General features: G+C 64.9%; 10 protein-coding genes and 1 pseudogene. 4 read left to right on the top strand and 7 right to left on the bottom strand.

Annotated features, from left to right (window positions below; translation table 11 throughout):
- Positions 1–70: 70 nt before the first annotated feature.
- From ppa to BLR66_RS08555, 3 genes and pseudogenes are all read right to left on the bottom strand, one after another.
- The gene (gene ppa, locus BLR66_RS08560; protein WP_093283327.1) at positions 71–619 is read right to left on the bottom strand and encodes an inorganic diphosphatase; all 549 of its coding nucleotides are present in this window, start codon (positions 617–619) and stop codon (positions 71–73) included.
- A gap of 351 nt (positions 620–970) precedes the next feature.
- Positions 971–1366, bottom strand: coding sequence for an OmpA family protein (locus BLR66_RS19395; RefSeq protein ID WP_255402388.1), 396 nt, complete (start codon positions 1364–1366; stop codon positions 971–973).
- Positions 1361–3430, bottom strand: a pseudogene (locus BLR66_RS08555) (sodium-translocating pyrophosphatase); the annotation flags it as partial. The pseudogene BLR66_RS08555 and the gene BLR66_RS19395, both read right to left, overlap by 6 nt.
- A gap of 263 nt (positions 3431–3693) precedes the next feature.
- Here BLR66_RS08555 and BLR66_RS08550 point away from each other — a divergent pair.
- Entirely contained in the window at positions 3694–4215 is a 522-nt protein-coding gene (locus BLR66_RS08550) for a hypothetical protein (RefSeq protein WP_255402347.1), read from the top strand.
- 51 nt (positions 4216–4266) lie between these two features.
- Here the strand turns inward: BLR66_RS08550 and BLR66_RS08545 are convergent, their stop codons facing one another.
- The 3 genes from BLR66_RS08545 to BLR66_RS08535 all read right to left on the bottom strand — a co-directional run bounded on the left by BLR66_RS08545 (position 4267) and on the right by BLR66_RS08535 (position 7460).
- On the bottom strand, positions 4267–4815 hold the full coding sequence (locus BLR66_RS08545) for a DUF2846 domain-containing protein (RefSeq protein ID WP_093283317.1): 549 nt from the start codon (positions 4813–4815) through the stop codon (positions 4267–4269).
- A gap of 2 nt (positions 4816–4817) precedes the next feature.
- Positions 4818–5534, bottom strand: coding sequence for a hypothetical protein (locus tag BLR66_RS08540; RefSeq protein ID WP_093283313.1), 717 nt, complete (start codon positions 5532–5534; stop codon positions 4818–4820).
- 396 nt (positions 5535–5930) lie between these two features.
- Positions 5931–7460, bottom strand: coding sequence for an acetaldehyde dehydrogenase ExaC (locus BLR66_RS08535; RefSeq protein WP_093283308.1), 1530 nt, complete (start codon positions 7458–7460; stop codon positions 5931–5933).
- 245 nt (positions 7461–7705) lie between these two features.
- On the opposite strand from BLR66_RS08535, the gene BLR66_RS08530 reads away from it, so the two are divergent.
- A complete protein-coding gene (locus tag BLR66_RS08530) occupies positions 7706–9634 on the top strand; it encodes a sigma-54-dependent Fis family transcriptional regulator (protein ID WP_093283303.1) in 1929 nt (642 codons plus the stop codon).
- A gap of 378 nt (positions 9635–10012) precedes the next feature.
- On the opposite strand, the gene BLR66_RS08525 is transcribed toward BLR66_RS08530, so the two are convergent.
- Entirely contained in the window at positions 10013–11269 is a 1257-nt protein-coding gene (locus BLR66_RS08525; RefSeq protein WP_093283298.1) for a 6-phosphofructokinase, read from the bottom strand.
- Between the two features lie 123 nt (positions 11270–11392).
- Here BLR66_RS08525 and BLR66_RS08520 point away from each other — a divergent pair, with 123 nt between their 5' ends.
- Positions 11393–11971, top strand: coding sequence for an adenylate kinase (locus BLR66_RS08520; protein WP_093283286.1), 579 nt, complete (start codon positions 11393–11395; stop codon positions 11969–11971).
- Between the two features lie 158 nt (positions 11972–12129).
- Positions 12130–13503: a UDP-N-acetylmuramate:L-alanyl-gamma-D-glutamyl-meso-diaminopimelate ligase gene (mpl, locus tag BLR66_RS08515; protein WP_093283282.1), complete on the top strand. Its 1374-nt coding sequence runs from the start codon at positions 12130–12132 to the stop codon at positions 13501–13503.
- The last annotated feature ends 60 nt before the right edge of the window (positions 13504–13563 follow it).

The following is a 13563-nucleotide window of genomic DNA, read 5'->3' as shown; positions in this document are numbered from 1 at the left end:
GCGGAAAAGCGTCAAAGAAAAAGCCCCGGCATGCCGGGGCTTTTTTCGTCTGGGTCCGGACCGGAGAGTTTCAGAACTTCGGTTTCTCGCTGCTGGTCTCGTAGCGGGCCATCGACTCGCGCAGGATCTGCTTGGCTTCTTCTGCGCCGCCCCAGCCGTCCAACTTGACCCACTTGCCCTTCTCCAGGTCCTTGTAGTGCTCGAAGAAGTGGCCGATGCGCTCCAGCCAGTGAGGCGAGACCTGGCCGATATCCTCGATGTGGGCGTAGCCGTTGAAGACCTTGGTGGCGGGCACGGCCAGGATCTTCTCGTCGCTGCCGGCTTCGTCGGTCATGCGCAGCACGCCGACCGGACGGCAGCGGATCACCGAGCCGGGGATCAGCGACAGCGGCAGCACCACCAGCACGTCGGCCGGGTCTCCGTCGCCGCACAGGGTGTGCGGCACATAGCCGTAGTTGCAGGGATAGCGCATGGGGGTGGAGAGGATGCGGTCGACGAAGATCGCGCCGCTTTCCTTGTCCACTTCGTACTTCACCGGCTCCGAATCCTTCGGGATCTCGATGATGACGTTGATTTCGTCCGGCGGGTTCTTGCCGGTGGCGACGTGGTCCAGGCCCATGCCTTGCTCCAAACTTGCGAATACGGGGGCGGGCATTCTAACCGCTTGCGTGTTGCGCCGCAGCAGTGAGCCTTTGCACAGCGCGGGGCAGGGAAGGATTCGCGCAAGAGAATAGTGCAACGGGCGTGGCGGAACGGGCCTCCTCCCTTACCCGCGCAGCGGGTAGGGGAGGATTGAGGAGGGGTGCTCTTGGCGCTGAGTGTCCGGGGCCGGGTTCAGCGATGCTGGGCGGCTCCTGCCGGAGCAAGATCAAAAGCACCCCTCCTCAATCCTCCCCTGCTTCGCAAGGGAGGAGGCAAGAAAAAGGCGGCCGAAGCCGCCTTTTTTGGTTCAGGTCTGGAAACAAGGCCCTTATTCGACCAGTACCTCAACCCGCCGTGCCTCCTCGGCGGGGCCATCCCCGGTAGTCAGCACCGGCTTGTCCAGCACGATGCGCTCCTGCGCGATACCGTTGGCAAGGAGCAGTTCCTGCACGGTCTGGGCGCGGACCTTGGCGATTTCCTCGTTGGCCGCCGCGCCGCCGGTGGCGTCGTGGTAGCCGGAGACCCTGGCCTTGCTGCCGGGATTCGCCTGCAGCGTGGCGATCACGCTGCCGATGGCGCCCGCATTGGACGGGGCGGTGGCGCCGACTTCGAAGTAAAGCCTGGCCAGATGCGCGTCGTCGGCAGTGGCGCTGATCGCAGCAGGCGCGTGCGCGCCGCCGGTACCGCTACCGCCGCTGCCCAGCCAGCCATTGACCGGCAGCACCGGCACCAGCAGCAAGGCCACGATGTTGATGATCTTGATCAGCGGGTTGATCGCTGGGCCGGCGGTGTCCTTGTAGGGATCGCCGACGGTGTCGCCGGTCACTGCGGCCTTGTGCGCTTCGGAACCCTTGCCGCCATGGTGGCCGTCTTCGATGTACTTCTTGGCGTTGTCCCAGGCGCCGCCGCCGGTGGTCATCGAAATGGCCACGAACAGGCCAGTGACAATCGTGCCGATCAGCAAACCGCCCAGCGCCTGCGGACCCAGCAGCATGCCCACGATCACCGGCACGGCGACCGGTAGCAGCGAGGGCACGATCATTTCCTTGATCGCCGATTTGGTCAGCAGGTCAACCGCCTTGCTGTAGTCGGGCTTGCCGGTGCCTTCCATGATCCCCGCGATCTCGCGGAACTGGCGACGCACTTCCTCCACCACCGAACCGGCAGCGCGGCCCACCGCTTCCATGGCCATCGCACCGAACAGGAACGGAATCAGTCCGCCGATCAGCAGGCCGATGATCACCATATGGTTGGAGAGATCGAAGGTGGTCGCGGCATACGGCAGTCCGGCGGCCGTGGCCTTGGCGGCCCCGATCGTATCCAGGTTGTGGGTGTAGTCGGCGAACAGCACCAGCGCGGCCAATGCCGCCGAACCGATCGCGTAACCCTTGGTCACCGCCTTGGTGGTGTTGCCCACCGCATCCAGCGGGTCGGTGATGTTGCGGATTTCCGGCGGCAGTTCCGCCATTTCGGCGATACCGCCGGCGTTGTCGGTGATCGGGCCGTACGCATCCAGCGCCACGATCATGCCGGCCATCGACAGCATGGCGGTGGCGGCGATGGCGATGCCGTACAGGCCGCCCAGCGCATGCGCGCCCCAGATCGCCACGCACACCACCAGCACCGGCAGCGCGGTGGATTTCATGGAAATGCCCAGGCCGGCGATGATGTTGGTGCCGTGTCCGGTGGTGGAGGCCGCGGCGATGTGCTGCACGGGCTTGTATTGGGTGCCGGTGTAGTACTCGGTGATCCACACGATCAGACCGGTCAACGCCAGGCCGATCAGCGCGCAGCCGTACAGGCTCATGGCGCCGTAGGCGTTGTCGCCCATCAGCTGGGTGGTGACCGGGTAGAACGCGATCGCCGACAGCACCGCCGATACGATCACGCCCTTGTACAGCGCGCCCATGATCGAGCCGCCTTCCTTCACCTTGACGAAGAACGCGCCGATGATCGAAGCGACGATCGACACTCCGCCCAGCACCAGTGGATACAGCACCGCATTCTTGCCTACCTGATCCATCATCAGTCCACCCAGCAGCATGGTGGCGATGATGGTGACCGCGTAGGTTTCGAACAGGTCGGCGGCCATGCCGGCGCAGTCGCCGACGTTATCGCCCACGTTGTCGGCGATCACCGCCGGGTTGCGCGGGTCGTCTTCGGGAATGCCGGCTTCCACCTTGCCCACCAGGTCTGCGCCCACGTCGGCGCCCTTGGTGAAGATGCCGCCGCCCAGACGCGCGAAGATCGAGATCAGCGAGGAACCGAACGCCAGGCCTACCAGCGCATGCAGCGCCGGCTCGCCGGTAATGCCCATGCGGCCCAGCACCAGCCAGTAGCCGGCCACGCCCAGCAGGCCCAGGCCCACCACCAGCATGCCGGTGATGGCGCCGCCGCGGAAGGCGACGTCCATGGCCGCGCCGATGCCTTTGCGGGCCGCTTCGGCCGTGCGCACGTTGGCGCGCACCGAGACGTTCATGCCGATGTAGCCGGCCGCGCCGGACAGCACCGCGCCGATCAGGAAACCGATCGCGGTGGGCCAGCTGAGGAAGAATCCGACCAGCGCGAACAGCACCGCGCCGGCGATGGCGATGGTGGTGTACTGCCGGTTGAGATAGGCGCTGGCGCCTTCCTGGATCGCTGCGGCGATCTCCTGCATGCGGGCGTTGCCGGCAGGTTGTTTCAGGATCCAGCGTGCGGAAATGATGCCGTAGAGAATCGCAATCGCGGCGCAGACCAGCGCCAACGTCAAACCCCAAGCTTCCAGAAAACCATGTTGTTCCAGCATGACCCCTCCCAAGGTTGGTGGATGCAATCCAGCGAACCGCTTGAGAACGTCCAACGCAACAACGGGGCAAGTCACTCGAACTAGGCAGCGGACTTGGCGACCGCAGGAACGATTCAGTGTTCTGGCAGCCCGTGTCGCGGTGTGTTCAGCAATCCCTGGAGCTCCCCGAGTATGACCGGATGGCCCCGAAGCCGCCAGACGCCGGGCCGGGGTTCAGCCGTGGCATGGCAGCCTGCGGCCTTCAAGACTGCATGGAGAACCGCATGCGACCGATGTTTCCGACCCTGTTGGCCGCTGGCTTGGCGGCGGTTTGTTCGCCCGCTTGGGCCGCCGATCCGGCGCCCGAGATCCAGCGCCCGACCGGCACCGCACAGGCGGTGGGCGCGGCCCACACGCTGCGCACCATTCCCGAGGCCTGCGCGCGCCTGGAAGGCGTGTTCACCGCCGATGCGGCGCTGCCTTACAAATACGCGGTAGTGCGTACCAGCCCGCAATGCCAGCCGCGCGCCCGCTTCGTGGATTTCGCCAAGGCCAAGCCTTCGCTGGCGGGCGGTTGGAAATTGAACGACGTGATCCGCGTGCCCAACGCCAGCTGCCCCTCGCAACAGGCCGTGGTGCGCGTGTGGCGGTTGCCTGCCGATAACACACCGAAGTTGGACGGGCAGGGCAGTGCCCGCGTGTATCTGCAGGAAGCCAAAGAGAACGCCGCCGCCGGCAAGAAGCTGCCGCCGGTGACGATGTATGCGGCGGAGATGAAAGTCGAAGGCAAAGCCTGCGGAGGCTGAAGGCAAAAAAGAAAGGCCGCTTACGCGGCCTTTCTTCGCTTCCGGCAATGCTTATTTTTTCTTGATCGGCTTGGCGGGCTTCAACTTGCCGGCCAGCGCATCGAAAGCGGCCTGGTCGGAAGGCGAGAGATTGGGGCGGCCCGCGAAAACGCCCATGGTGATGCCGCCGGTCACGTAGTAGGTTTCGCCCGCTTCCACTTCCAGGTTGAGGATGTCCTTGGCCTCGGAATGCACGGTGTACTCGTGCGCGCCCGGTTCGACGACAGAAACGAAAAAAGTGCCGTTGCTGAGCTTGCCCAGCTCGTTCTCGCCTTCGCGTACTTTGTAGCTGACGCCGCCACCGACGAATTTCTTCTCGCGGAAAAACACGATCTGGCCCTTGCCGGCAGGAGGAGCGCCGATGGAGCCGCTGGCGGCGGGCGCTGCGGTGGCGTCGCCGGCTTCTTCGGCAACGGCTTCGGTCGCCTCGGCAGCCGGTTCGGCCGTTTCCGCAGCAGCGGCTTCGGCGGCGGCGGGTTCTGCGGTTTCGGTTTGCGCGTAGGCGTAAGCGGGGCAGAGCAGCGCCAGTACCAGCAGCGAACGGTGCAACTTCGAATACATGGTTATTCCTTCGGTTCTTGGGTGGATTCGTTGGTCGTGGATCGGGTTGTCGTGCCTTCCGGAACAGGTTCGGCAGGCAGTAACGGGATCGGCGGTACGGCGGTGGGGTTCTGGTCGGCAGTGGCCGCGCTTTCCGAAGCGATTGCGACCGGTTCGGAAACTTGTGCGTCCGGCTGCGCGGGAAGTTGCAGTTCCTGCGCGATTTTCGCTTGCGCCAAGGTGCCGGCGGGGATCACGATTTCGCGACCATGCACGAAAAGAGCCAGCGGCCCCAGGGCAAAGGAGGTGGCCAAGGCCGCGTTGGTGTTGTCCTTGCCCTTGCCGCCGAGTTTGAGCGCGCGCAGCGGAATCGGCGTTCCCGAGGTTTCCAGGTAACGCGCAGCGATCAGCAATTCGCCTGCCTTGCCGCCGCTGCGCGATTTTTCGGCATGCACGATTTCGCCCACGCCTTCGATGCCGGAAGCCAGTACGGGCTTGCCCTCCACCAATACCGTCTCGGCAAGACGCAACCGGAACTTGTCGCCGCGCTTGACCAGCGCAGAACTCAAAGGCTCCAGAATTTCGATGGACACCGCTGTGCCGTCGGCGATGCGGCAGCACGTACTGCTCGTGTCCTGCGATTGCGCCAGCGCTACTGTCTCCGTAGCGGGCGCGGTTTCCTGCGCCACGCAGCACGGCGACGCCGCCAGTGCCAGCAGCACGTATCCCAACTTGAGCATAGTCCCCCGACCTGCTGTCTCCCCTGTGAGGGAGGCTAACCGAATCCGACGAGGGTTCCAATAGGCGGAGAGCAACTGGTGCTGTCGTCCCGATGCGTGCGAAGCATGGTCGTCAGCAAAAAAGCTGATTTACCAGAATCCTGTCATCCCGAGCGCAGCGAGGGATGCACGCACGCGAGAAGCGAAAAGCCAATAGCCAATAGCAGGGGAAAAAGGACCAGAGTAAATATCCGTTTCAAATCGATATTCGCTCTGGCCCCTTTTGTTGGCCCCTCTGTTGGCCTTTATCGCTGGTTCTCCAAAACTTGGAAAGCAAGAGGCCGGCGGCAAGTCGCGCCGCTGCCCGCCCACCCCCTGGATAAGCCGAGGATGAGCGGGCCGGATGGACATCAAGGCTCAGAAGAAGCCCAAGGCTTTGGGCGAATAGCTCACCAGCAGGTTTTTGGTTTGCTGGTAGTGGTCTAGCATGGCCTTGTGGTTTTCGCGGCCGATGCCCGATTGCTTGTAGCCTCCGAAAGCCGCCGCCGCCGGATAGGCGTGGTAGCAATTGCTCCATACTCGCCCGGCCTGGATGGCGCGGCCTACGCGGTACAGGCGCGCGCCATCGCGGCTCCACACGCCGGCGCCCAGACCGTAGGCGGTGTCGTTGGCGATCGCGATGGCGTCGGCCTCGTCCTTGAAGGTGGTCACGCTGACCACCGGCCCGAAGATTTCCTCCTGGAACACGCGCATCCGGTTGTGGCCGCTGAACACCGTCGGCTTGACGTAGTAACCGCCCTGCAAATCGCCACCCAACTTGTTCTGTTCGCCGCCGATCAACACTTCGGCGCCCTCGGCCTTGCCGATGTCGATATAGGCAAGGATCTTGTCGAGCTGCGCCTGCGAGGCCTGCGCGCCGAGCATGGTGTTGGAGTCGAGCGGATTACCCTGCTTGATCAGCGCTACCCGCGCCAGCGCCTTTTCCATGAACCGCTCGTAGATCGACTCCTGGATCAGCGCCCGCGATGGGCAGGTACAAACCTCGCCCTGGTTGAAGGCGAACAGCACGAAACCTTCCACCGCCTTGTCGAGGAAATCGTCGTCGGCCGCCATGACGTCTTCGAAGAAAATATTCGGAGACTTGCCGCCCAGCTCCAGCGTGGCCGGAATCAGGTTGCCGGCCGCGGCCTGGGCGATCAGGCGGCCGGTAGCGGTGGAACCGGTAAAGGCGATCTTGGCGATACGGGTGCTGCCGGCCAACGCCATGCCGGCTTCGCGGCCGTAGCCGTTGACGATGTTGAGCACGCCCGGCGGCAGCAGGTCGGCGATCAGCTCCATCAGCACCAGCAGGCTGGCGGGGGTCTGTTCTGCCGGCTTGAGCACGACGCAGTTGCCGGCGGCCAGCGCCGGCGGCAGTTTCCAGGCCGCCATCAGGATCGGGAAATTCCACGGAATGATCTGCCCGACCACGCCCAGCGGTTCGTGGAAGTGATAGGCGATGGTGTTCTCGTCGATCTCGCTGATCGAACCTTCCTGCGCGCGCACCGCGCCAGCGAAGTAGCGGAAATGATCGGCCGCCAACGGTATGTCGGCGTTCATGGTTTCGCGGATCGGTTTGCCGTTGTCCCAGGTTTCGGCATAGGCCAGAAGTTCGAGATTCTGATCGATGCGATCGGCGATCTGGTTGAGGAGATTGGCGCGCTGGGTGACGCTGGTCTTGGCCCAGGCGTCCTTGGCGGCATGGGCGGCATCCAATGCGGCTTCCACATCCTCGGCCTGCGAGCGCGGAACGCGGGTGAACGGCTTGCCGGTGACTGGGGTGATGCAATCGAAATACTTGCCGCCCTTGGGGGCAAGCCAGCGACCGCCGATGAAATTCTCGTACTGCGGCTTGAAGATGGATCGCGGGTCGGTGGCGTGCGGCTTGGCGGTAACGACGGCGTTCATGGTGTGCTCCCGGTTGGCTAGAAGGCCCTGCGGGGTGATCCCTGCGGGTACCGATTCAAAGCGCAAGCGCTGTGCCAAACCACGGGTGCTGCAATGCGGCAACACTGCAGCCAGGCGCCGCAATGAAGCCGACCAGAACTTGTTGCGATGCCGCATGAAATGCAGCTTGCATCGTCGCACGGATCGTGCTGTTAATCGGGACAGCACACGCAACAGCTGTCGCAAAACGCGACAGGAGGCGATCGGTGGCGCAACTCACTTCCAAGCAGCGGCTGGGCCAGGCACGGCGCACATTCTTCGAACGCGGAGCCGCGCCCGTCGGCCAGGTGCCGGACACCATCCTGCAATCCTGGCGGCGCTGCCAGCAATTGGGATTGACCGCGCAAAACCGGCCGGCGATGGAACCGGTACCCGATTTGCGCCTGCGCGAAATGCGCGAACGTCACGAAAAGCTGTGGCGGCTGGCGCGCGCCGAACTCGACGGCCTGCGCGGCGACGCCGTGGCCACGGGCAGCATTGTCCTGCTCACCGACGATGAGGGCTGGATTCTCGACGCCGAAGGCAGCACCGGATTTCTCGACAAGGCCGGACGGGTGGCGCTGATGCCCGGCGCCTGCTGGAGCGAAAACCGCGTTGGCACCAATGCCATCGGCACCGCCATCGTGGAAGGCCGCGGCGTGGAAGTGCGCGGCGGCGAGCATTATTTCGACCCGCACGGCATCTTGAGCTGCTCGGCGGCGCCGATCTTCGACCCTTTTGGGCAGTTGGTCGGCGTGCTCGATATTTCCGGCGACGCCAGCGTGCCCCAGTTGCATGCGCTTGGCTTGGCGCGGCTGGCGGTGGCCAATATCGAACACCGTTATTTCGACGATGGCATCAAGGGCTGCGAACTGCTGCGCCTGCACCATGCTCCGGCCCTGCTCGGAACCGCACGCGAAGGTCTGCTGGCGTTTCGCGGCGGCAGACTCGTTGCCGCCAACCGTGTCGGCCTGCATCTATTCGGGCTGGAGCGCGGCGACCTGGGCCGCACCCAATACCCGCAATTGTTCGCCGAAGCCCTCACCCGTTTGCGCGACGACGGCATGCTGCTCGACCGCCAGGGCCGCGCCTTGCACGGCCGCGTCGACGACGACGATAGCCAGCGTCCCAAGCGCCCGCCCACACGCGCACCGATCACGGTGTCGGCGGCGGCGCGCGGCCTGGGCGCCGATGCGCCGCTGTTCGATGCCGCGCTCGAAACGGATCTGCAACGCGCCTGCCGCGTACTAAACGCCGGCCTGCCGGTGCTGGTGCAGGGCGAAACCGGCACCGGCAAGGAAGTGTTCGCCCGCGAACTGCACCGCCGCAGCGCTCGCGCCGGCAAGCCCTTCGTCGCAGTCAATTGCGCGGCCTTGCCCGAAGGCCTCATCGAAGCGGAACTGTTCGGCTACGAAGACGGCGCCTTCACCGGCGCCCGCCGCCAGGGCAACCCCGGCTTGCTGCGCCAGGCCGATGGCGGTGTCTTGTTTCTCGATGAAATAGGCGATATGCCGCTGGCCCTGCAACCGCGCCTGCTGCGCGTGCTGCAGGAACGCGAGTTGACCCCGTTGGGCGGCGGCAAGCCGCTCAAACTCGACTTCGCCCTGATCTGCGCCACTCACCGCGACCTGGAAGAGGCGATCCAGGCGGGCCGCTTCCGTCCCGATTTGTTTTACCGCATTGCCCACCACGGCGTGCGGATCGCGCCGCTGCGCGAGGCCGGCGAATGTACGGAACTGGTTGCAGCGTTGTGGCAACGCATTGCCGCTGGGCGCGAGCTCGATGAGGCCGCACTGGCGCGGCTGGCGGCCTATCCCTGGCCCGGCAATCTGCGTCAACTGGCCGCGTGCCTGCGCACCTTGGTGGCATTGAGCGAACCCGATCAGCGTATCGACGTGGAACTATTGCCCGCCTATCTGCGCTGTGGCGAGCGCGCTGGGACTACGGCGCCCGTGCCGGTGCCGGCAGCCGCGTCGGCCGCAGGCGAGGCCATCAACGACCTTGACGCCATCACTCAGACTGTCATGCGCGAGGCTCTGGTCATGTGCCACGGCAACGTCGCACAGGCCGCCAAGCGCTTGGGCATCAGCCGCAGTACTCTCTACCGGCGCCTGGGCAGCGACCCGCGTGGACTGGATCCGCGACGTCTACAGTAGCTTTACGCCGCATGATTTTACGAATCCATTTCGTGCCGCTTCGGCGTTCTTGCCCCGCACGCGCCCAGGCACGGCGGGACCAACTCCAACAGCGTTAACAAGCCCTGGTAAATGTTCGGCTTTATGCATCGAAATGTTCGGCGACGCCTTCAGCCCGACCGTCCAACGACGCCTGCCAAGAAAGGCGGCAGACAACCCCGGAACGGCGGATTGCTCCCACGCTGATTGCCGTTTTTGCTGAAAGCCTGTCATCCCGAGACCCCTACGGGGTTCCGATGCGATCGGGATCATAGGGTGGGCCCTGGCCCACCATTGCGATGCATCCGATTGCGATGGCTTCGAAGCGAAGAGCGGCGGGCCAAGGCCCATCCTACGCGCTCAACCTTCCCACTTCGGCAGCTTCTTCTTCACCGCCACATTCTTCAGCGACACGTAGTTGGGCAATCCATCGCGCCCGTATGGCGGATAGGCTTCGCCGCGGATCAGCGGCTCCAGGTATTTACGTGCCGGTTCGGTGATGCCATAGCCGTCCTTGCGCAGGAAGTTGTTGGGCATCTTCTTTTCGTGGTTGGCTACCTTGGTCAGCGGCGCCGCTTCGATCTTCCACTTGTACGGCGAATCCGAGGTGCGAACGATCACCGGCATCACCGCGTTCTGCCCCTTCAGCGCGAACTGCACCGCCGCCTTGCCCGCCGCCTGCGCCTGGTCCCAATCGCTCTTGCTGGCGATGTGGCGCGCGGAGCGTTGCAGGTAGTCGGGCAGGGTCCAATGTACCTTCATGCCCAGTTCGTTCTTGACCCGGCCGGCCAGATACGAGGCCACGCCGCCCAGCTGCGTATGGCCGAAGGAATCCTTGCCGCCGCCGGCATCGGCCACGAAGCGGCCGTCGGCGTACTGGATGCCTTCGCTGGCCACCACCACGCACCAGCCGACCTTGGCCACCACTTTCTTGACCTGGGCCAGGAACGCGGCCTCGTCGTAGGCGCGTTCGGGAAACAGGATGATCTGCGGGGCGTCGTCCGGATTCTTGCCGGCCAGGCCCGCGGCCGCGGCCAGCCAGCCCGCGTGCCGGCCCATGGCTTCATAGACGAACACCTTGGTCGAAGTCTCGGCCATGGCGGCCACGTCCAGCGCCGCCTCGCGCACCGACACCGCCGTGTATTTGGCGGCAGAACCGAAGCCCGGGCAGGTATCGGTCACGGCCAGGTCGTTGTCCACGGTCTTGGGCACGCCGATGCAGGTCAGCGGATAGTCGTAGGCCTTGGCCAGCTGCGACACTTTCAGCGCCGTATCGGCCGAATCGTTGCCGCCGTTGTAGAGGAAATAGCGCACGTCGTGGGCCTTGAACACCTGCAGCAGCCGCTCGTACTTGGCGCTGTCCGCTTCCAGCGACTTGAGTTTGTAGCGGCAGGAACCGAACGCCCCGCCGGGAGTGTGGGCCAGCGCGCGGATGGCGGCAGCCGATTCCTTCGAAGTATCGATCAGGTCCTCGCGCAGGGCGCCCAGGATGCCGTTGCGGGCGGCCAGAACCTTGATTTTGCGGGCCCTGGCCTCGGTGATGACGGCCGAAGCGGAGGCATTGATGACGGCGGTGACGCCGCCGGATTGAGCGTAGAGGAGGGTGCCTGCGGCCATGGTCTAGGTCGTTCCGGATTGGTGGGATGCGGTAAGCTTGGGCCATAGCGCGGGCCGCGCTGGCGCAGCAAAGTCTAGCGCCGCCGTCCGCCATCCGGTCATTTTTGGTTTTGGGAGTCAGTAATGCGATTGGTTCTACTGGGCCCGCCCGGGTCGGGCAAGGGCACGCAGGCCGCGCGCCTCAAGGAATATCTGCAGGTTCCGCATATCTCCACCGGCGACCTGTTGCGGGCCGAAGTGGCCGCCGGCAGCCCGTTGGGCATGCAGGCCAAGGAAGTGATGGCCCGTGGCGACCTGGTCAGCGATGAAATCCTGCTGGGGATGCTCGAATCCCGCTTCAGCCGCGCCGACACCGCCAACGGCTTCATTCTGGACGGCTACCCCCGCAACCAGGCGCAGGCCGACGCGCTGGGCGTGCTGCTGCAGAAGATGGGCAAGCCCATGGACTATGCGGTACAGCTGGAAGTGCCCACCGAGTTGCTGGTGGAACGTATTGCCGGACGCGCCGCCGCCGAGGGACGTGCCGACGATACCCCCGAATCCGTACGCACCCGGCTCAAGGTCTACGACAGTCAGACCGCGCCGGTGATCGACTATTACCGCCAGCACGGCCAGCTGACCGTGGTGAACGGCGTGGGCTCGCTGGATGAGGTGTTCAGCCGCCTGATCGAAGCGTTGTCGCCGGCCAAAGAGGTCGGCTGATCCGCGCTCTACTTGTAGGAGCTGCGTAAGCTGCGACGGAATCCTTTCGGCTGCGATAACCCTCCCGAAAGCCCACAGCGTGGCGGTCGCAGCTTACGCAGCTCCTACAGGTGCAGGATGGGTTTCGTTGCCGCGGGTAAAACGGCGACAATTGGGCCATGAGCAAACTCCATATTCTCGGCATCGCCGGCACTTTCATGGGCGGCGTCGCCGCATTGGCGCGCGAGCTGGGCCATGTCGTGGAAGGCAGCGACCAGGCCATCTACCCGCCCATGTCCACCCAGTTGGAAACGCTGGGTATCGCGTTCTCGCAAGGCTACCTGCCGCAGAACATTTCCCCCGACTGCGACGAAATCGTTGTCGGCAACGCGCTTTCGCGCGGCAACGCGGCGGTCGAGGCGGTGCTGGATGCGGGCCGCAAGTACACCTCAGGCGCGCAATGGCTGGCCGAGCGCGTGCTGCCCGGCCGCGACACCATCGCGGTGGCCGGCACCCACGGCAAGACCACCACCACCACCATCCTCAGCTATCTGCTGGAAGCGGCCGGCCGCAATCCGGGCTTCCTGATCGGCGGCGTGGCCGAGGATTTCGGTGTGTCCGCGCGCGTCGGCGGCGGCAGCGAGTTCGTGGTGGAAGCCGACGAATACGACACCGCATTCTTCGACAAGCGCAGCAAGTTCGTGCACTACCGGCCGCTGGTGGCGATCCTCAACAACCTGGAATACGACCACGCCGACATCTTCCCCGACATCGCCTCGATCCAGCGTCAGTTCCACCATCTGGTGCGCACGGTGCCTGGGCGGGGGCGCCTAATCGTCAACGGCGAGGACGCGCGTCTTGCCGAAGTGCTGGCGATGGGCTGCTGGACGCCGGTCGAGCGCTTCGGGCTTCAGAACGAAGTGCCCGATGCGTCGCTGGAATGGAGCGCGCGTCTTGTCAACGAAGACGGCAGCGCATTCGCCGTGCTCCACAACGGCAACGAGATCGGCGTGGTGCGCTGGCCCATGCTGGGCCGGCACAATGTGTTGAACGGACTGGCGGCGCTGGCCGCGGTGAACGCGGTAGGCGTCGATATCGCCAGCGTGATCCCGGCCCTGGCCGACTTCCGCAGCGTCAAGCGTCGCTTGGAAGTCATCGGACAGGCCGAAGGCGTCACCATCTACGACGATTTCGCCCACCACCCCACCGCCATCCAGACCACGCTGCAGGGCTTGCGCGCGAAAGTCGGCGATGCGCGGATTGTCGTAGCCATGGAGCCACGCAGCAATTCCATGCGTCTGGGCGCGCATTCGGATGCGCTGGCGCCCTCGCTGGACGGCGCCGATGCGGTGGTGTTCCTGCATCGTCCGGAATTGGCGTGGGACGCCGGCAAAGTAGTGGCGGCGATCCGCGGCGACGCGCGCACCGTCGCCGACGTGGATGCTTTGATCGATGCGCTGCGCTCGCTGGTCCGCGACGGAGACCACGTGGTGTTCATGTCCAACGGCGGCTTCGATGGCGCGCCGCGCCGTTTCCTGGCGGCATTGCGATAATCCACGTAGGGTGGGCCTTGGCCCACCGCCTTTCCGTTCCAACGCCATGGCAATTTAATG

This window comes from Pseudoxanthomonas sp. CF125 (assembly GCF_900104085.1).
Taxonomy (GTDB): Bacteria; Pseudomonadota; Gammaproteobacteria; order Xanthomonadales; family Xanthomonadaceae; genus Pseudoxanthomonas_A.
The sequence above is the reverse complement of the archived record's forward strand: the minus strand, read 5'-3'. Positions and strand labels throughout refer to the sequence as shown.

Bases quoted from the DNA above. Each gene is read 5' to 3' on its own strand.
- BLR66_RS08535 (WP_093283308.1), bottom strand. From the start codon at position 7,460: ATGAACGCCGTCGTTACCGCCAAGCCGCACGCCACCGACCCGCGATCC.
- BLR66_RS08520 (WP_093283286.1), top strand. From the start codon at position 11,393: ATGCGATTGGTTCTACTGGGCCCGCCCGGGTCGGGCAAGGGCACGCAG.
- BLR66_RS08545 (WP_093283317.1), bottom strand. From the start codon at position 4,815: ATGTATTCGAAGTTGCACCGTTCGCTGCTGGTACTGGCGCTGCTCTGC.
- BLR66_RS08540 (WP_093283313.1), bottom strand. From the start codon at position 5,534: ATGCTCAAGTTGGGATACGTGCTGCTGGCACTGGCGGCGTCGCCGTGC.
- BLR66_RS08550 (WP_255402347.1), top strand. From the start codon at position 3,694: ATGCGACCGATGTTTCCGACCCTGTTGGCCGCTGGCTTGGCGGCGGTT.
- mpl (WP_093283282.1), top strand. From the start codon at position 12,130: ATGAGCAAACTCCATATTCTCGGCATCGCCGGCACTTTCATGGGCGGC.
- BLR66_RS08525 (WP_093283298.1), bottom strand. From the start codon at position 11,269: ATGGCCGCAGGCACCCTCCTCTACGCTCAATCCGGCGGCGTCACCGCC.
- ppa (WP_093283327.1), bottom strand. From the start codon at position 619: ATGGGCCTGGACCACGTCGCCACCGGCAAGAACCCGCCGGACGAAATC.